The organism is Streptomyces sp. E-08 (assembly GCF_049913095.1).
In the GTDB taxonomy this organism is placed as follows: domain Bacteria; phylum Actinomycetota; class Actinomycetes; order Streptomycetales; family Streptomycetaceae; genus Streptomyces.
On sequence record NZ_CP183971.1, the window covers coordinates 1,774,761 to 1,793,195 of the forward strand.

17 protein-coding genes are annotated in these 18,435 nt (G+C 73.5%); 5 read left to right on the forward strand and 12 right to left on the reverse strand.

What is annotated here, in order from left to right; translation table 11 throughout:
• Positions 1-17: 17 nt before the first annotated feature.
• Entirely contained in the window at positions 18-530 is a 513-nt protein-coding gene (locus tag ACN9MM_RS08105; protein ID WP_426362986.1) for a MerR family transcriptional regulator, read from the reverse strand.
• 55 nt (positions 531-585) lie between these two features.
• Positions 586-1,605: an MDR family NADP-dependent oxidoreductase gene (locus ACN9MM_RS08110; RefSeq protein WP_426362987.1), complete on the reverse strand. Its 1,020-nt coding sequence runs from the start codon at positions 1,603-1,605 to the stop codon at positions 586-588.
• Between the two features lie 132 nt (positions 1,606-1,737).
• Here ACN9MM_RS08110 and ACN9MM_RS08115 point away from each other — a divergent pair, with 132 nt between their 5' ends.
• A complete protein-coding gene (locus ACN9MM_RS08115; protein ID WP_426362988.1) occupies positions 1,738-2,142 on the forward strand; it encodes a VOC family protein in 405 nt (134 codons plus the stop codon).
• Positions 2,143-2,187: 45 nt separating this feature from the next.
• On the opposite strand, the gene ACN9MM_RS08120 is transcribed toward ACN9MM_RS08115, so the two are convergent.
• The 4 genes from ACN9MM_RS08120 to ACN9MM_RS08135 form a co-directional block, all read right to left on the reverse strand.
• Positions 2,188-3,351 (reverse strand): methyltransferase, encoded by a 1,164-nt coding sequence (locus ACN9MM_RS08120; protein ID WP_426362989.1) that lies wholly within the window; start codon positions 3,349-3,351, stop codon positions 2,188-2,190.
• A gap of 63 nt (positions 3,352-3,414) precedes the next feature.
• Positions 3,415-3,990, reverse strand: a complete 576-nt coding sequence (locus tag ACN9MM_RS08125) for a histidine phosphatase family protein (RefSeq protein WP_426362990.1) — start codon at positions 3,988-3,990, stop codon at positions 3,415-3,417.
• A 69-nt stretch (positions 3,991-4,059) separates the two neighbouring features.
• Positions 4,060-4,521, reverse strand: coding sequence for a GNAT family N-acetyltransferase (locus ACN9MM_RS08130; RefSeq protein WP_426362991.1), 462 nt, complete (start codon positions 4,519-4,521; stop codon positions 4,060-4,062).
• A 104-nt stretch (positions 4,522-4,625) separates the two neighbouring features.
• On the reverse strand, positions 4,626-6,062 hold the full coding sequence (locus ACN9MM_RS08135; protein WP_426362992.1) for a PLP-dependent aminotransferase family protein: 1,437 nt from the start codon (positions 6,060-6,062) through the stop codon (positions 4,626-4,628).
• Between ACN9MM_RS08135 and ACN9MM_RS08140 the strand changes: the two genes are divergently transcribed.
• On the forward strand, positions 6,061-7,059 hold the full coding sequence (locus ACN9MM_RS08140; RefSeq protein ID WP_426362993.1) for a DMT family transporter: 999 nt from the start codon (positions 6,061-6,063) through the stop codon (positions 7,057-7,059). The genes ACN9MM_RS08135 and ACN9MM_RS08140 overlap by 2 nt on opposite strands.
• 93 nt (positions 7,060-7,152) lie before the next feature.
• On the forward strand, positions 7,153-7,356 hold the full coding sequence (locus ACN9MM_RS08145) for a DUF1918 domain-containing protein (protein WP_426362994.1): 204 nt from the start codon (positions 7,153-7,155) through the stop codon (positions 7,354-7,356).
• Between the two features lie 7 nt (positions 7,357-7,363).
• Here the strand turns inward: ACN9MM_RS08145 and ACN9MM_RS08150 are convergent, their stop codons facing one another.
• Positions 7,364-8,557, reverse strand: coding sequence for a glycoside hydrolase family 10 protein (locus ACN9MM_RS08150; protein ID WP_426362995.1), 1,194 nt, complete (start codon positions 8,555-8,557; stop codon positions 7,364-7,366).
• A 229-nt stretch (positions 8,558-8,786) separates the two neighbouring features.
• Here ACN9MM_RS08150 and ACN9MM_RS08155 point away from each other — a divergent pair, with 229 nt between their 5' ends.
• Complete coding sequence (locus ACN9MM_RS08155; RefSeq protein WP_426362996.1) at positions 8,787-9,647, forward strand: 3-hydroxybutyryl-CoA dehydrogenase; 861 nt, start codon at positions 8,787-8,789, stop codon at positions 9,645-9,647.
• Between the two features lie 118 nt (positions 9,648-9,765).
• On the opposite strand, the gene ACN9MM_RS08160 is transcribed toward ACN9MM_RS08155, so the two are convergent.
• The 3 genes from ACN9MM_RS08160 to ACN9MM_RS08170 form a co-directional block, all read right to left on the reverse strand.
• Complete coding sequence (locus ACN9MM_RS08160; protein ID WP_426362997.1) at positions 9,766-10,296, reverse strand: NUDIX hydrolase; 531 nt, start codon at positions 10,294-10,296, stop codon at positions 9,766-9,768.
• A gap of 62 nt (positions 10,297-10,358) precedes the next feature.
• A complete protein-coding gene (locus ACN9MM_RS08165) occupies positions 10,359-11,699 on the reverse strand; it encodes a transcriptional regulator (RefSeq protein WP_426362998.1) in 1,341 nt (446 codons plus the stop codon).
• Positions 11,700-11,980: 281 nt separating this feature from the next.
• The gene (locus ACN9MM_RS08170; protein WP_426362999.1) at positions 11,981-13,048 is read right to left on the reverse strand and encodes a PP2C family protein-serine/threonine phosphatase; all 1,068 of its coding nucleotides are present in this window, start codon (positions 13,046-13,048) and stop codon (positions 11,981-11,983) included.
• Between the two features lie 391 nt (positions 13,049-13,439).
• On the opposite strand from ACN9MM_RS08170, the gene ACN9MM_RS08175 reads away from it, so the two are divergent.
• Positions 13,440-14,663: an IS30 family transposase gene (locus ACN9MM_RS08175; protein WP_426363000.1), complete on the forward strand. Its 1,224-nt coding sequence runs from the start codon at positions 13,440-13,442 to the stop codon at positions 14,661-14,663.
• 91 nt (positions 14,664-14,754) lie between these two features.
• On the opposite strand, the gene pheT is transcribed toward ACN9MM_RS08175, so the two are convergent.
• Complete coding sequence (gene pheT, locus ACN9MM_RS08180; protein WP_426363001.1) at positions 14,755-17,283, reverse strand: phenylalanine--tRNA ligase subunit beta; 2,529 nt, start codon at positions 17,281-17,283, stop codon at positions 14,755-14,757.
• A complete protein-coding gene (gene pheS / locus ACN9MM_RS08185; protein ID WP_426363002.1) occupies positions 17,283-18,422 on the reverse strand; it encodes a phenylalanine--tRNA ligase subunit alpha in 1,140 nt (379 codons plus the stop codon). Before pheS ends, pheT begins: the two co-directional genes overlap by 1 nt.
• Between the last annotated feature and the right edge of the window lie 13 nt (positions 18,423-18,435).

Genomic DNA, 18,435 nt, shown 5'->3' on the forward strand with positions numbered 1-18,435 from the left:
TCCGGGGCGCGGGGCCGTCACCGGGGCTTCGGACCGGGTCGCGGGGCCGCCACCGGGGTTTCCGGGCCGGGTCCAGGTCCGGGTCGCGGAGCCGTCACCGGGGTTTCCGGGCCGGGGCGCGGAGCCGTCACCGAGGCTTCCTGGCCGGGTCCGGGTCCCGGTTGCGGGGTCGTGCGGGCCGCCAGTTCGTCGCGGCGGCGGGTGAGCCGGGCGATCTCCGCGTCGAGGGCCGCGAGCCGGCGGCTCACGACCGGGGACGCCCGCACGCACACTCCCTCGGGGACCCGGCGGGAGCGGATCGCCTCCACGTCGAGGAGGGGGAGGCGGTCCACGCACGCGCGTACGTCCTCGATCGTCAGGCCGAGGGCGAGGAGCTCCCGCACGACCCGCACGCGCGCGATGTCGTCCGGGCCGTAGCGCCGCTGACCGGTGGAGGTGCGGTCCGGTGGCGGGAGGAGGCCCCGCTGCTCGTAGAGGCGCAGGGCCCGGGGCGTGGTCCCCGCCGCTGCCGCCGCGTCACCGATCCGCATGCCGACCACCCTTCACCGAGACCGTCGCCTGGACCGTCACCGTCCACCGTCACCGTCACGGCAACTCGACCACGACCGCGCCGAGATACCGCCCCCGCATCACCTCCCGCAACGCCTCGGCGGCCCGTTCCATGCCCGCCACCCTGACGTGCGGGAAGGTGATCGCCCCGGTGCGCAGCCAGCCGCCGAAGCGGTCCCGCCACTCGGCCTCCGTCTCCGGGTGGTCGAGCGGGCTGAAGCCGCGCAGGGAGATCCGCTTGAGGACGAGCGGGTACGAATCGAGCTCCACGCGCGCGGTGGCTCCGGTCCCCTCCGGGTCGAGCTGGCCGGAGAGCGCGCCGACGAGGACGGCCCGCGCTCCGGGGCGGGCGGCGGCGACCGCCGCCCCGAGCTGCTCGCCGCCGACCGTGTCGAGGACGACGTCGATGCCGTCGGGCGCGGCCTCGGCGAGCTGCGCGGCGAAGGGCACGGGGGCGCCACGGACGACGGCGACGTCGTAGCCGAGTTCGGTGACGAGCCGCTCGGCCTTGGCGGGTGAGCTGGTGCTGCCGATGACCCGGCCCGCGCCGAGGAGCCGGGCGATCTGCCCGGCCATCGTCCCTACGGCGCCGGCCCCGCCGGTGACGAGGACCGTGTCCCCGGCGCGTACGTCCGCGCCCCGGGTGAGGGCGGCGTACGCGGTCCGGCCCTGGGAGAGGTGGGCGACGGGGTCGGGCAGCGCGTCGCCGAGGGGCGTGCAGAGCGACGGCGAGACGGCGGCGTACTCGCGCCAGCCCTGCCAGTGGGAGACGAGGTCTCCGGAGCGCAGGCCGGTGCTGTCCGGTGCGGACACGACCTCGCCGACGGCGGCGCCGAAGAGTGGGTCGCCGGGCTCGACGGGAGGGAAGGGAGCTCCCTTCACCGCTCCGCCGATGAGGGTCCGCAGGGCGGCCGAGACCGCGAACCAGCGGTTCCTGACGAGGACTTCGCCCGGGGCGGGCACGGGGCGGGCGGTGGTGACGAGGGCGAGGTGCTCGGGTGCCGGAAGGCCGCGCTCGGGTCGGGTGCGCAGCCGGATCTCTCGGTGGGTGGCCATGGGGCGCTCCAGGAGGAGGGTCGGTCGGGTCGGCGGGACCGTAGACCCTGACCCGCGCGTCAGGGTCAAGTCCGTGAAGGGAGAGGGTGATCCCTGAGGGACGGAGACGGCGGGACGGCCTAGCCTTGAGGCATGATCATCGATGCGCAGACCCGGGTACGGGTCGCCCGCCCCTCGCGGGACCTCACCGCCGCCGAGCGGTTCTACGTGGACGGGCTCGGGCTCGACGTGCAGTGGCGGAGCACCGAGCGGGTGCCCGGGGCGCACGACCTGCTCATGGTCGGGCCCCGGGACGGGAGCTGGCACTTCGAGCTGACCCGTGATCCCGAGCACCCGTTGGAGCCCAGCCCGACGGTCGACGACCTGTTCGTCGTGTATCTCGGTGCGCCGGTCGAGGAGGAGCAGGTGGAGCGGCTGCTCGCCGCCGGTGGCACGCGGGTGCCCGCGCACAACCCGTACTGGGACGAGTACGGCGTCACCATCGCCGATCCGGACGGGTACCGGCTCGTCCTGTGCTCCCGCTCCTGGAACATATGAAGTGGGGTGTGTCCGGCTGGTCGGCCGGACACACCCCGGGGGCCTCTAGCCCTGGCGCACCGCGCGCAGCACCACGAACTTGGCGTCGCTCGCGACGAGTTCGCTGTTGCCGAAGATCCGGCGGAGCGTGACGTGGTAGCCGAGGTGCCGGTTGCCGATGACCCACAGCTCGCCGCCGGGGCGCAGGGCGCGCCGCGCGTCCGCGAACATCCGGCGGGCGGTGCGGTCGGTGGTGGCCTGGTGGCTGTGGAACGGCGGGTTGTTGAGGACGAGGTCGACCGAGCCGGGCGCCAGCTCGGTGAGCCCGTCGCCGACGACGAACTCGGCCTTGCGGTCCGGGCCCAGGTGGGTGCGGAAGTTCTCCTCGGCCGAGGCGACCGCGGGGTACGACTCGTCTGTGAAGACGAGTTCGGCCTCGGGCTCGTGGAGGGCGATGGCGAGGCCGACGACGCCGTTGCCGCAGCCGAGGTCGGCGACCCGGGCCCGGCCGAGACCGCCGGGCAGGTTCGCGAGGAAGAAGCGGGTGCCGATGTCGAGGCGGTCGGCGCAGAAGACGCCGGCGTGGTTGGTGACGGTCAGTCCGGGGAGACCGGGCGCGGGGGTGTCCTCGGGGAGCGCGTACTGGTGGGGCCACGGGTTCGGCCGGGGCGTGAGGGCCGGATCGGGGGTGGTGTGGATGAGCCGGGCCTTCTTCACCGCGAGCGAGGTGCGGGTGGGGCCGAGGATCCGCTCGAAGAGCTTGAGCGTGGAGGTGTGGATGTCCTTGACCATGCCCGTGCCGACGACGACGGTGTCGGCGTGCACGGCGGGAGCGAGCCGGTGCAGCTGGTCTTCCAGGAGCGCGAGGCTCTTGGGGACGCGGACGAGGAGCACGTCGATCCGCTCGGGCGGCGGGTCCTGGGTGGTGAGGAGACGGACGGCGTCCGGGGCGGCGCCGGCGCGGGCGAGGTTGGCGCGGGTGGCCTGCTCGCCGAGGTACGAGTCGGTGATCTGGACGAGTTCGCGGGGTCCCGCCGCCTGGAGCGCCGTGACGAGGGCGCCCCAGCGGTCGCCGAGGACGGTGACGTTCCCGGACAGGTCGGTCCCGCTCTCGGCGAGGTGGCCGAGGAGGTACTCGTCGGACGCGTCCCAGGCGCGCAGCTGGTCGCGCGGGTCCTCGGGGAAGCGGGTCAGCGTGAAGGCGCCCCATGACGTGCTCAAACGGTTCATCGTGTTCTCAGGCTAGCCGGTCCGGGGCCCGGTTCCCCACCTTCGTGCCCGTCCGGGGAGCCGTCAGTGGGGGGCGGTGGCGAGGTGGAGGTGCCAGAGGCCGGGGCGGCCGGTGAGGGTGATCGTGGAGAGGGGGCGGACGTCGACGTTCCAGTAGGTGGCGGGCGGTGCCTTGAGGGCGTACACGAGGGCGGCCCGTACGACGGAGGGTTCGGCGACGGCGACGATGGAGCCGTCCTCGGCGGGGCGGGTGTCGAGCCAGTTCCCTATCCGGGTGATGAAGGCGAGGAGTGGTTCGCCGCCGTGCGGGGCGGTGCGGGCGTCGGTGAGCCAGGCGTCGACGGCGGCCGGTTCGAGGGCGGCGACCTCGGCGAGGGTGAGGCCCCGCCAGCGGCCCATGTCGCAGTCGCGGAGTGCGGGCTGGGCGAGGGGCGCGTAGCCGAGGGCGGTGCCGGTGGCGCGGCTGCGCGGGGTCGGGGAGCAGTAGCGCAGTTCGGCCGCGCCGAGCGGGATGAGCGCGGGCGCGGCCTGCTGCACCTCGTACCAGCCGGCCTCGTCGAGCGGCCGGTCGTCGTCGAAGCGTTCGGCGAGCAGGGAGGAGCTGCGTGCCGCCGTGACGAGCGTCACCCGAAGACTCATGGCCGCGATCGTGAGGCCGGTGACTCCGCTGGTCAAGGGGTCATGTGCCGGGACCGGAGGGGGCGGGGCTCACTGCTGCCCGAGAGCCATCCACTTGTCCGGATTCTGCAGTGGCGTGAAACCCACCTTCTCGTACACGCCGTGCGCGTCGGCGGTGGCGAGCAGGATGCGACGCAGTCCGTACGGTGCGAGGTGGTCGCGGACGGCGGTGACGAGCGCGGTGCCGAGGCCGGTGCCGCGGGCCGGGCGGACGACGTAGACGTCGCAGAGCCAGGCGAAGGTGGCGTAGTCGGTGACGACGCGCGCGTAGGCGCTCATCTCGCCGGTCGCCCGGTGGTAGGCGCCTAGGTTCAGGGAGCCCGCGATGGCGCCGTCCTGCTTCTCCCGAGGTCGGCCGAGGGCCCAGTAGGCGTCGGTGGACAGCCAGTGGTGGACGCGGGCGGCGTCGATCCGGGCGGGGTCGGCTGAGATCTCGTACGCCCCGTGCAGGAGGGGGGCGCCGGGGGTGTCGGAGGTGGTGCTGTCGCTCATGGGCGAAGGCTTCCAGGAGCGGGTGGGCTTGTCAGGTGAATTTGCCCGCGGCCAGGGCCGTGGGCCGGGCCGGGCGGTGTGCCCGCGCGGCCCGGTCTCCGGGGTCAGCCGGTGAGCTCGTCCACCGCCGTCCGCAGGCGGCGCACGCCCTCGACGATCTCCGTGGGCCCCGCGACACCCGCGAAACTCAGCCGGATGTGGCCGGCGGGGGGTTCGGCGCAGAAGTAGGGGCGGCCGGGGGCGGCGGAGACGCCGGCGCGCAGGCCGGCGGCGAGGAGGGAGGCCTCGGGGAGGGTGTCGGGGAGGCGCAGCCAGAGCTGGTAGCCGCCGGAGGGGATGTGCGGCAGGGCGAGTTCGGGGAGGTGGAGGGCGAGCGCGCCCGTCATGACCTCCCGGCGGCTCCTGAGCTCCTGGGAGACGGCGCGGAGGTGGCGGGGCCAGGCCGGGGAGCCGACGAGTTCGAGCGCGGCCTCCTGGAGGGGCCGGGGGACGAAGAAGCTGTCGACGACCTGGATGGCGCGCAGTCGTTCCAGGACGGGCCCGCGGGCGGCGAGGACGCCGACGCGGAGGCTCGCCGAGGTGATCTTGGTGAGGGAGCGGACGTGGACGACGACGCCGTCGGGGTCGTCGGCCGCGAGCGGCGCGGGGAGCGGGCCGGCGTCCTCGTGGACGAGGCGGCGGGCGAAGTCGTCCTCGACGACGAAGGCGCCGGCGGCCCTGGCGATGCGGACGACCTCGTAGCGGCGCTCGGGTCGCAGCAGGGTCCCGGTGGGGTTCTGGAAGAGCGGCTGGCAGACGAAGACGCGGGCGCCGGTGGCACGGAACGCGGCTTCGAGGAGTTCGGGGCGCACCCCGTCGGCGTCGGTCGGGACGGGGACGGGGCGGAGTCCGGCCGCGCGGGCGACGGCGAGCATGCCCGGGTAGGTGGGCGACTCGACGAGGACGGGGGTGCCGGGCGGGGCGAGGGCGCGCAGCGCGGTGCTGATCGCGGACTGGCCGCCCGCGGTGATGAGGATCTCCGCGGCGGTGACGCTGCCGCCGATCTCGCGGGCGAACCATTCGCGCAGTTCGGGCAGGCCGTCGGTGGGGGGCCTGCCCCAGGCGCCGGGGCGGCGGCCGGCCCGGGCGAGGGCGGCGGCGAGGGCGCTCTCGGGCTGGAGGGAGGGGTGGAGGTAGCCGCCGTTGAACTCGATCACGCCGGGCGGGGGCGCGGAGAGGGTGACGAGGACACCGGAGGCGTCGACGGCCCGGGGGACGAGTTCGGTGGCGATGTCGGCGCTGAGCGCGACCTCCTGCCAGGAGGTGTCGCCGACGACCGGGGTGGGGGTGCGGGGTTCCGAGCGGAAGGCGCCGGCTCCGGGGCGGGTGACGACGAGGCCTTCGGCGGCGAGCTGGGCGAGGGCCCGGGTGACGGTGACCGGGGAGACGTGGAAGCGCTCGACGAGCGCCCGACTCGACGGCAGCTTTCCACCTGGAGAGTAGCGGTTGAGCTCCACTCTCAGGGAGTTCGCCAGTTCCGCGACACTGCTACGCTCTTGCATGAGAACACAGGATAGCGCTACTGCTCCGGCGACGATAGCGGTCACCGCCACCGGATCGACTCGGACCGCGGCTCCGGCCACCGGGACCGGGGCCACGGCCTCCGGCACCGCCGCCGCCGGGAACCGCGCCGCCGCCGACCCCCGGACCAGGGGCACCCTGCTCGCCGGGCTCGGCGTGATCTCCTTCTCGCTCACCTTTCCCTCGACCGTCTGGGGCCTGGAGAGCTTCGGCCCCTGGTCGCTGGTGGCCGTGCGCTCCACCCTCGCCGCGCTCATCGCCGGCACCTTCCTCCTCGCGCGCCGGGCACCGCTGCCCGAGCGCCGCCACTGGGCGGGCCTCGCGGTCGTCGCCTGCGGTGTCGTCATCGGCTTCCCGATCCTGACCACGCTGGCCCTGCAGACCTCCACCACCTCGCACGCCGCGGTGGTGGTGGGCCTCCTGCCGCTGACCACGGCGACCTTCGCCGCCGTGCGGACGGGGCGCCGGCCGTCCCGCACCTTCTGGATCGCGGCCGTCTCCGGCGCCGTGGTGGTACTGGGCTTCGCGCTCCAGCAGAGCGGCGGCTCGTTCTCCACGGGCGACCTCTACCTCTTCGGGGCGCTGCTCGTGTGCGCGGCCGGCTACACCGAGGGCGGCCGGCTCGCCGCGACCATGCCGGGCTGGCAGGTCATCGGCTGGGCCCTGCTCCTCTGCCTGCCGCTGATGGTGGCCGCCTCGGCCGTGTCGCTGTCGTTCGAGCCGGTGCACCTGACCGCGCACGGCGTCATCGGCCTCGTGTGGGTCGCCGCCGGCTCCACGTTCTTCGGCCTGTACGTCTGGTACCGGGGCATGGCCGCCATCGGCATCCCCAAGGCCAGCCAGCTCCAGCTCGCCCAGCCGCTCCTCACTCTCGTCTGGTCGGTCTTCCTCCTCGGCGAGACCCTGCCGCTGGCAGCCCCGATCGCCGCGGTGGCGGTCCTGGTCTGCATCGCGGTCACCCAGCGGGCGAAGAGCTGACGCGACGAATCGGGGCATGACGGGTCACAATGGCAGCTAGAGACCCTGCGCAGTGCAGGCCAGGAGAAGCCCGGTCGCGAGGAGGTCAGCCCGATGCAGGCGAGCGTGGGCGACAAGCTGCTGGTACACGGCCGGACCGTGGGTCACCACGACCGCACGGCCGAGGTCCTTCAGGTTCTGGGGGAGAACGGCACTCCCCCGTACCGCGTGAAGTTCGACGACGACGGCCACGAGGCCCTGATGTCGCCGGGCCCCGACACCGTCGTACGCCATCACCCGCAGATGGGGACCGGCTGAGCCCCCCCTATTTCGGCGGACGGACCCTGGTCGGGTAGTGATCGGCCACCACGGTGGTCATCGCCCCGATCGGGTCTGCGGCGATCTCCTTCGCGGAGAACCAGCAGTGGCCGCCGACGGAGGGGTACGCCCGGGCCAGGTCCAGGTGGCGCGAGAGCTCCCGCGGATCCTGCCAGGGCGCGGGCTGGGCCGGATCGCCCGCCTTGTAGAGCGCCTCGCCGATGTACAGGCCGACCCCGGTGTCCCGGACCACCGCGTCCCACCAGGGCAGCAGCTTGGCGTAGTCGGCGGCGGGCAGCCCGATGTGCCAGTAGAGCTGCGGGACGACGTAGTCGATCCAGCCCTCACGGATCCACTTCCGGGTGTCGGCGTGGAGGTCGTCGTAGGTCTGGACACCGGCGCGCGTGTCCGAGCCCTCCGGATCGGTGCCGACGTTCCGCCAGACCCCGAACGGGCTGATGCCGAAGGCCGTGCGCTTCCCGGTCTCCCTGATCCGGGCGGACATCTCCGAGACCAGCAGGTCGGTGTTGTTCCGCCGCCAGGACGCCTTGTCCGGGAAGTCCCCGCCGTACCGCGCGTACGCCTCGTCGTCGGCGAAGACCTGCCCGGCCACCGGGTACGGATAGAAGTAGTCGTCCCAGTGCACGGCGTCGATGTCGTAGCGGCGCACCGCGTCCAGCATCGCGTCCTGGACGAAGGCCCGGACCTCGGGCAGCCCCGGGTTGTAGTAGAGCTTCCCGCCGTACGGCAGGACCCACTCGGGGTGGAGCCGGGCCGGATGGCCGGCGACGAGCCGGCCCGGGTCGGTGTGGTTCGCCACGCGGTACGGGTTGAACCAGGCGTGCAGTTCGAGGCCCCGGGCGTGGGCCTCCTCGACGGCCGTGCCCAGCGGGTCCCAGCCGGGATCCCGGCCCTGCGTGCCGGTCAGGTACTGCGCCCACGGCTCGTACGGCGAGGGCCAGAGCGCGTCGGCGGTGGGCCTGACCTGGAGGACCACCGTGTTGAGCCGGCGCTCGACGGCCGTGTCCAGGTGGCGGAGGAGCTCGGCGCGCTGCTGCTCGGCGGCCAGTCCGGCCCGGGAGGGCCAGTCGCGGTTGGCGACGGTCGCCAGCCACATCCCCCGGAACTCCCGCCTGCGGTGCGGCTTCCCCCGCGCCGGCCGTGCGGCACCGGCCGCCGGGGCCGCTGTCGTTCCCGTCACGGCGAGCGCCGCTCCGCCGACGCCGGCGACGAACCCTCTTCTGCCGATAGGCCGCACTTGTACCCCTCCCCTGTCGGATACGTCACACGCACCCGGACAGCATGCCCGCCCCGGACGATCGATCATCGGTTAATGAGCGGTAACGTCGTGGGGGTAGAGGCGGACGCACCCGGAATCACACGGGCCCCCGCCGCCGGAGAAGAGCGAAAGGCACGAGGTGACGGACTCCATGGCCGACATTGAGCGCGTCGGAGTGGTGGGCTGCGGCCAGATGGGCGCGGGCATCGCAGAGGTGTGTGCCCGGAGCGGGCTCGACGTCAGGGTCGCCGAGACCACCGGCGAGGCGCTGGAGATCGGCCGCACACGGCTCTTCAACTCGCTGAACAAGGCCGCCGAACGCGGCAAGATCAGCGAGGAGGAGCGGGACGCGACGCTCGCCCGTCTCAGCTTCACCACCGACCTGGGCGAGTTCGCTGACCGAGACCTCGTCATCGAGGCGGTCGTCGAGAACGAGCAGGTCAAGACCGAGATCTTCCAGGTCCTCGACCAGGTGATCACCCGGCCGGACGCCATCCTGGCCTCCAACACCTCCTCCATCCCGCTGGTGAAGCTGGCCGTGGCGACCTCCCGCCCCGACCAGGTCATCGGCATCCACTTCTTCAACCCGGCCCCGGTGCAGAAGCTCGTCGAGCTGATCCCGGCCCTCACCACCTCCGAGGGCACGATCAGCCGGGCCCAGGCCTTCGCGGAGAAGGTGCTCGGCAAGCACGCGATCCGCGCGCAGGACCGCTCCGGCTTCGTGGTCAACGCGCTGCTCGTGCCGTACCTCCTCTCGGCGATCCGGATGTTCGAGTCGGGCATCGCCAGCCGCGAGGACATCGACAACGGCATGGAGTTCGGCTGCGCCCACCCGATGGGCCCGCTGAAGCTCTCCGACCTGATCGGCCTGGACACGATCGCGTCCATCGCCGACTCGATGTACTCCGAGTTCAAGGAGCCGCTGTACGCCGCTCCCCCGCTGCTCCAGCGCATGGTGGACGCGGGACGGCTCGGCCGGAAGACGGGCTCGGGCTTCTACCCGTACGCCTGAGGACCCGGCACTCCCCAAGACCCGGAGTCCGGCGTCCGACCCCTGACGCCGTGACTCCGGCCGGACGGCCCGTACCCCCGCACAGGCACGGGCCGTCCGGCACAGGTGCCCCCGCGTCTCAGCCGAGGCGCAGATGGTGGAGCATCAGCAGCCCCGCGGCCATGTTCGCCGCCGGGATCTCGCCCCGGGCGATCATGTCGGGGATCTGTTTCAGCGGGACCCAGGCCCGCCGCGAGGACTCGAACGCGTCCTCGGGCGGTCCGGTGTACGTGGCGCGCTCCGCCCAGTAGAGGTGGTGGCGCGCGTCGGTGAGGCCGTTCGAGGGCTCCACCGTGAGGAGATGGCGCAGCGGTCCCGGCCGCCAGCCGGTCTCCTCCTCCATCTCTCGGGCCGCGGCGGCCTCGACGTCCTCGCCGTCCTCGACGACGCCGGCGGCCAGCTCCCAGCCCCAGCTGTCGGTGATGAAGCGGTGACGCCAGAGCATCAGGACTTCGTCGGCCTCGTTGACGGCCGTCGCGACGGCCACCGGGCGGAGCCGGATCAGATAGTGGTCGAGATGGCGGCCGTCGGGGAGTTCGACGTCCGCGAGGTTCACCTGGAACCAGCGGTTCTCATAGACAGAGCGTTCGCTCAATTTCGTCCACTGCACGTTCTTGCCACCTTCCGATCGGTCGGTGCTTGTTTGGTGGCAATATCGCAGCAGTTGACGGCTCACAGGGGAACGCGTAGCGCCCCGTCGATGAGAGCGGCGGCCTCCCGGGCATCCCCGCCGCCGCTCGCGAGGAGCCCCTCCCGCACCTGCGTCAGCCGGTCCCTCAGCCGCCGGGACTCCATCCCCCGCGCCCGCTCCGTCATCTCCACCGCCGTCCGCGCCGCCCGGTCGGCCTCCCCCTGCCGCAGCTCGATCTGACACAGCATGGCGAGCCGGTGCACCCGGCCCCGGTCGTGCGAGGGCGTCCCGACCGCCTCCGACGCATGCTCGTGGGCCGCGGCGAGATCACCCAGACCGAGCAGGGCCTCGGCCACCTGGACGTTGACGAACCCCGGCTGGACGTAGCCCGTCTCGACCGGCTCCTCCCCCGGGCTGATCCGCCCCGCGGCCGCCTCCGCCCGCCGGATGCAGGACAGCGCGGCCGCCCCGTCACCCAGATGCGCGTACGCCTTCGCCTGCATCGCCGTCAGGTCGGCGGCGAGCGCCGGGGTGATCTGCGACCCCGCCGCCCGCAGCGCCGCCTCCGCGAACGCCACCGCCTGCCGGTACTCCCCCATGAACAGCGACTGGTTGACGAGGAGCGCGATCACGTACGCCCCGAGCCCCCGGTCCCCACTCGCCTTCGCCAGCCGCAGCGCCTGGTGGAAGTAGCGCTGGGCGAGGCCGTGCGCGTCCGCGTCGTACGCGCAGATCCCGGCCACCGCGACCAGCCCGCCGGTGGCCCGGTGCAGCCGCCGCCCCAGCGCGTCGCTGTACGTGCCCCGGAGCAGCGGCGCGGTCTCGGTGTTCAGGAAGCCGACGATCCGGGCGCGGGTCGCGATGCCGCCGGCCCTGCGGTACATCTGCTCGTAGTGCGAGCGGGCCGCGCTCAGGACGCTGATGTCGGCCGCCGAGACCGTCGTCCGGCCCGTACGGGAGACGTCCACGTCCTCCGGCGGGTTCTCCCACTCCCACACCGGCATCACCGCCGGGGTGCCGGTCACGGCCGGGGCGGCGACTATGTGCGGCCGCTGCTGCTCGTCGGAGCGCCACAGCGCGGCCGCCCGCTCCACGAAGCCCGACAGCGGCGATCCGGCCGCCGGCGGCGGGCTGCCCGGCACGCCGAGGCCGATGTCGTCCAGGGTCACCTGCCGGCGCAGCCGCGCGGCGAGGACCTCACAGATCAGGTCCGGCACCTGGCCGCGCGGCCGCTGCCCCTTCAACCAGCGGGCCACCGCGGTGTGTTCGTACCGCAGGGTGAGGCCCCGGGCCCGGCCCGCCCGGTTCACCCGGGCGGCCAGGCCGGCGTTCGAGACGCCCGCTTCGTCGAGCAGGGCGTCGAGCAAGGTGTTGGGCTGCATGACCGCTCCGGTGGCTCGCGTGGCCGCTCCGCACGCTCGGTGAACTCAGCGTAGCGGCGGCCGATTTCGCACGGGGTGTGAACGAAGTACCCGTTCTCCCGGTCCGCGTACTCTGCCACGCTCGTCCCGGCCCCGGTTGACTGTGCTTCTCGCCGCAAGGCGACGACCGGGCCGCCGGCTCCCCCTCGTACAGTGCGGCCGCCCGGTCCGCGTCGCCCGCTCCGCTGATCTGCCCGACACTCCGTGGCGGGGCGGGCGACGCCGGTCCCGGCCCCCTCCGCTCAGCAGTGGGAGGAGGGGGCGGGCCGGGGGCGGCGCAGCCCGGGTTCGGCGGGCTGCGCCGGCACCCGGACACGGTCGTTGCGCACGACGAGCAGCGCGATGTCGTCGGCGATCCGGCCGCCCGTGTGGTGCAGCAGCGCCGTCTGGACCCGGCGGACCAGGGCGGCGGGCGCCTCGCCGGGCACCCCGGCCAGGGCGGCGTCGAGCGCGAAGAACCGGCCCCGGTGGTCACGGGCCTCCTCCGCGCCGTCGGTGTGCAGGACCAGCGTCTCGCCGGGCAGCAGCCGGCCCGCCGCGTACGGCACGATCCCGGCGGGCAGCGGCAGCACCCCGAGCGGCGGCAGCGGGACCCCGACCGGGAGCCGCTCCACCCGCGGTCCGAGGCGGTACGGGCCGGGGTGACCGCAGTTGAGGACGGCCAGGCGGCCGTCGGGGCGGACTTCCACGAGCAGCAGGGTGACGAACTCCTCCGCCACCGGGTGCTCGGGCTCCGCGCCCGCCGTCGCCGGATGCTCGTCCCGTGCGCGCTCCCTCAGATGCCGCTCCAGGGCCCTCTCCAACCGCCGCAGCACACCGGCGAGTTCGGGCTCGTCGTGGGCGGCCTCGCGGAAGCTGCCGAGCACCGCGACCACCGCGCCGAGCGCGGCGAGCCCGTGGCCCCGGACATCCCCGATGACGATCCGCACGCCGTACGGGGTGGCCACCGCCTCGTACAGGTCCCCGCCGACGGACGCGCCCCGGGAGGCGGACAGCTGCCCCGCGGCCAGCGCGAGGCCGTCGAGACGGGCCGGCGGCGGGCGCAGCAGGACCCGCTGGGTGGCGGCGGCGACGGCCCGGACCCGCGCCAGTTCCCGCACGAGCCCGTGGCGGAGGCCCAGCACCAGGCCGATGCCGACGGTGAGGAAGACGACACTGGTGGCGATCCGCATGGGCAGCCCCGGCTGCCGGGCCAGCGGACAGCCGAACCTCCACGCCACGGCCACGGAACCCCAGGCGGTGGGAAGAGCGAGCGGGGCCAGCCGGCGGAGCCGGGAGCCATCGGCGAGCAACGACCTGGTACGGATCATGCACGGCCCTTCCCGAGCCCCGACAGCGCCCGAAGGCCCTGCGGCCCACAGGTCCGCCCCTGTGGCCGCGTCGATTCTGCCGACCCCGCGGTCCCCCGTGGAACACCCCCCGGCGATCTCACCCGAAGGAGTGAGCGCCCCTCTCGCGCCGCCCTCCGCCAGGGCTGCGCCACGCGCACGGACGACCGGATCCCGCGCGAGCGTACGGATTCCGGGCCCGCGCGGAGGGCAGGGGGATCCGGCCCCGTACCTCGCATGCGGTACCGGCGGGCACCCGCTTGAGGTTCTTGCCCGGACACGGCATGCGGCTCCGGCCCGTACACGGCGGAGGGCCGCCCCGGGAATCCTTGGGTTCTAGGAGTCGTTGCAACACCCCAGTTCAGGGGATGCGATGAACTTCGAGATCCGCAAGATCCGGACGGCCCAGGGACCTGTGAAGCTGAGCCGGGAGCGAGAGGCATACTCCCGGCTCATGCAGCAGGGACACAGCAACGCCGAGGCATGCCGGATCGTCGGCATCGATGCACGGACCGGCCGGAAGTGGCTCAACGGCCGCAGCGCCGACCGGCGGCAGAAGGCGGCACCACCGATGCGCATGGTGGCGCCGCCTTCCCGTGCTTCCCGGTATCTGCGTGAGGACGAGCGGATCCATATCGCGGACCGGCTGCGGGAGAAGGCCACGGTGCGGGCGATCGCCGCCGAGCTGGGCCGCAGTCCGTCCACGGTCAGCCGGGAGATCCGCCGCAACCGGACCGAGGGGACCCGCGGCCGCTGGCACTACCGGCCGCACGCGGCCCAGGCCCGCGCCGATTCCCGCCGGCCCCGCCCCAAACCCCGCAAGATCCTCCGCAACCGCGAGCTGCGGGACGCCGTCCAGGCGATGCTGGACGAGAAGTGGAGCCCGGAACAGATATGCCAGGCTCTGCGGCAGAAGTTCCCCGACCGGCCGGAGATGCACGTGGTCCACGAGACCGTCTACCAGGCGCTCTACGTCCAGGGCCGGGGACAGTTGCGGCGTGAGCTCGCCGGCGCCCTGCGCTCCGGGCGGGCCCGCCGCAGGCCCCAGCGGCAGGCCAACAGCCGCCAGCCCCGCTTCACCACCCCGATGGTCATGATCAGCGATCGTCCGGCCGAGGCGGATGACCGGGCCGTGCCCGGCCACTGGGAGGGCGACCTGATCATCGGCAAGGACGGCAAGTCCGCGATCGGCACCCTCGTGGAGCGCGCGACCCGCTACGTGATGCTCCTGCACCTGCCGAACGACCACGGAGCCGACGCCGTCCTGGGCGCCCTGGCGGCCACCGCCCAGACCCTGCCCTCCCATCTCGCGCGGTCCCTGACCTGGGACCAGGGCAGCGAGATGGCCCGCCACCACGAGTTCACGCTCGTCACCGACATCCCGGTCTACTTCTGCGACCCCGCCAGCCCCTGGCAGCGAGGCTCGAACGAGAACACCAACGGCCTGCTGCGGCAGTACTTCCCCAAGGGCACCGACCTGTCCGTCCACACCCCCGAACACCTCGTCGCCGTCGCAGACCAGCTCAACCGGCGCCCACGCAAAACGCTCGGCTGGGAAACCCCAGCCGAGCGCCTGCATAAACTGCTCGCGGCCTAGACAACCAACCACGTGTTGCAACGACCGCTAGAAACCGCCATCCCCGGGGCGGCCCTCCTGGTGTTGCTCGGCGTGCTGCTCGCGGTGCCGGTCAGGCGCCGCGCAGGACCGCGCCCGTGCGCTCGGCGGCCAGGGCCACCGCGGCGTCGCGGGCCGCGCTGGCCTCGTCGACCGTCAGCGTCCGGTCCGTGGCACGGAACTTCAGCGCGTACGCGAGGGACTTGCTGCCCTCGCCGAGCTGGTCGCCGGTGTAGACGTCGAACAGCCGGATGGACTCCAGGAGTTCACCCGCGCCCTCGGTGAGGGCGGCCTCGACGTCGGCGGCCGGGACGCCGGAGGCGACGACCAGGGCGACGTCCTGGGTGGCGACCGGGAAGGAGGAGATCCGGGGGGCCTTCAGGGGACCCTCGTTCGCCTTCTCCAGGAGGTCCAGGTCGATCTCCATCGCACAGGCGCGGGCCGGCAGGCCGAACGCCTTCACCACGCGCGGGTGGAGCTCGCCGGCGTGGCCGACGAGGACCTTCTCGCCGTCCACCTCGACGTGGAACGCGGCGCAGCGGCCCGGGTGCCAGGGCGCGTGCTGGTCGGCGCTGATGATCAGCTCGACCCCGGCCTCGGCGGCCACGGTCCGGCCGGCCTCGACGGCGTCCGCCCAGTCGGACGGACGGCCCTTGCCCCACCAGCCGGCCTGCTCGCGCGCACCGGCGAGGACGACGGCGGCGCGGCGCGGCTGCGCGGGCAGCGCGGCGTTGACGCGGGCGATCTCCTCGTCGGTGGGACGGCGGTCGACGCCCAGGCGGACGGCGACGCCCGGCTGGTCGCCCGGCCGGAAGACCAGACCGGTCTCGAAGAGCGCCAGGTCGTGGCTGCCGCGGCTGTCGTTGCGGCGGAGCGCGCCGAGCAGACCCGGGAGCAGGGTCGTACGGAGCGCGGGCTCCTCGTCCGAGAGCGGGTTGACCAGCTTCACGAGGCGGCGACGGTCGTCGTCCGCGTCGAGACCGAGCTGGTCGAGGGCCTGCTCGCCGATGAACGGGTAGTTCAGCGCCTCGACGTAGCCGGCGCCGGCCAGGGCGCGGCCGACGCGGCGGTGGACGCGCTGGCGCTCGGTGAGCCCACGGCCGGCCGGGGGCTTCGGCAGCGTGGAGGGCAGGTTCTCGTAGCCCTCCAGCCGGATGACCTCTTCGGCGAGGTCGTTCGGCGCGTTGAGGTCGGGGCGCCACGAGGGCACGGTGACGACGAGCTCGTCCTGGCCGTAGACGTCGCAGCCGACCTCCTGGAGGCGGCGGACGACGGTCTCGCGGCCGTAGTCGACGCCCGCGACCGTGTCCGGGTGGTTCGCCGGCATGGCGATCGTCCGGGGCGCGGACGGGGCCGCGACCTCGGTGACCCCGGCCTCGGCCGTGCCGCCCGCGAGCAGCACCAGCAGGTCGACGCAGCGCTGCGCGGCAGCGGCGGCGGCCTGCGGGTCGACCCCGCGCTCGAAGCGCTTGGACGCCTCGGAGGACAGCTTGTGGCGGCGGGCCGTGCGGGCGATCGAGATCGCGTCGAAGTGCGCGGCCTCGATGACGACCTCGGAGCTGCCGGTGACGATCCCGGTCTCCGGGTCGGTCACCGGGTCGGCGATCTCCGTGTTGGCCCCGCCCATGACGCCCGCGATGCCGATCGGGCCGCGGTTGTCGGTGATGACGAGGTCCGCGGCGTCGAGGACGCGCACGGTGCCGTCGAGCGTGGTGATCTTCTCGCCGGCCTCGGCACGGCGGACCCCGATGGGGCCGTCGAGCCGGTTGCGGTCGTAGGCGTGGATCGGCTGACCGAGCTCCAGCATCACGTAGTTGGTGATGTCGACGGCCAGCGAGATCGAGCGCATGCCGGCCTTCTGGAGGCGGCGCTGCAGCCAGATCGGGGAGCGGGCCTCGGGCGCCAGGCCGACGACGGTGCGCGCGGTGAAGCGGTCGCAGCCGATCGGGTCGGTGATCTGGACCGGGTAGCCGTACGAGTTCGGCGCGGGCACGTCGAGGAGCGCCGGGTCGCGCAGCGGCAGGCCGTAGGCGGTGGCCGTCTCGCGGGCGACACCGCGCATCGAGAGGCAGTAGCCGCGGTCCGGGGTGACGGCGATGTCGAGGACCTCGTCGAACAGCTCCAGGAGGACCGTGGCGTCGGTGCCGACCTCGTGCTCCGGCGGCAGCACGATGATGCCGTGCGTGCCGTCGTCGCCCATGCCGAGCTCGTCACCGGAGCAGATCATGCCCCGGGAGACGCGGCCGTACGTCTTGCGCTCGGCGATCCGGAAGTCTCCGGGGAGCACGGCGCCGGGCAGGGCCACGACGACCTTGTCGCCCTCGGCGAAGTTCCGGGCGCCGCAGATGATCTCCTGGGGCTCGCCGGTGCCGTTGGCCTGGCCGACGTCGACGGTGCAGAAGCGGATCGGCTTCTTGAAGTCCGTCAGCTCCTCGATGGTGAGGACCTTGCCGACCACCAGCGGGCCGGTCAGGCCGGCGCCGAGCTGCTCGACGGTCTCGACCTCGAGGCCTGCCGAAATGAGCTTGGCCTGGACGTCGCGGCCGGTCTCCGTCGCCGGCAGGTCGACGTACTCCCGCAGCCAAGAAAGCGGGACCCGCATCAGATCTCCATCCCGAACGGCCGGGTGAACCGGACGTCACCCTCGACCATGTCTCGCATGTCGTCGACGTTGTGGCGGAACATCAGCATCCGCTCGATGCCGAACCCGAAGGCGAATCCGCTGTACTTCTCGGGGTCCACACCGCAGGCGACGAGCACCTTCGGGTTGACCATGCCGCAGCCGCCGAGCTCGATCCAGCCCTCGCTGCCGCAGGTGCGGCAGGGACGGTCCGGGTTGCCGACGGACTCGCCGCGGCAGACGTAGCAGAGCATGTCCATCTCGGCGGACGGCTCGGTGAAGGGGAAGAAGTTCGGCCGCAGCCGGGTCTTCATGTCCGGGCCGAAGAGCGCCTGGACCATGTGGTCGAGGGTGCCCTTGAGGTCGGCCATGGTCAGGCCCTCGTCGACGGCGAGCAGCTCGATCTGGTGGAAGACCGGGGTGTGCGTGGCGTCGAGCTCGTCGGTGCGGTAGACGCGTCCGGGGCACACGACGTAGACCGGGGGCTCCCGGTCGATGAGCGTGCGGGCCTGGACCGGCGAGGTGTGCGTACGGAGCACGACGCCGGACTCGTCGCCGGTGGTGGCCTTTCCGTCGGCGGAGGTTCCCTCGACGAAGAAGGTGTCCTGCATCTGCCGGGCCGGGTGGTCCGGGACGAAGTTCAGGGCGTCGAAGTTGAACCACTCCGCCTCGACCTCGGGGCCCTCGGCGACCTCGTACCCCATGGAGACGAAGACGTCGGAGACGCGCTCCATGAGCGTGGTCAGCGGGTGCCGGGCACCGGCCGGGACGCGGTCGTACGGCAGGGTGACGTCGACGGCCTCCTCGACGAGGACGCGCGCGTCGCGCTCGGCCTCCAGCTCGGTCTGCCGGGCGGCGAGCGCCTTGGAGACGACGCCGCGGGCCTGGCCCACGAGCTTTCCGGCGGCGGCCTTGGCCTGCGGGGGCAGGGCGCCGATCTCCCGGTTGGCGAGCGCCAGCGGCGAGGTGCCACCGGTGTGCGCCGTCTTCGCGTGCGCGAGCGCGTCGAGGTCGCCCGCGGCGGCGAAGGCGGCGAGCGCCTCGTCCCGCATGCGCTCGATCTCTTCCGGTTTCAGTGCCTCGACCTCAACCGGGTCGTACGACTTATTGGGTGCGGACATCTCTTCCCGTGCT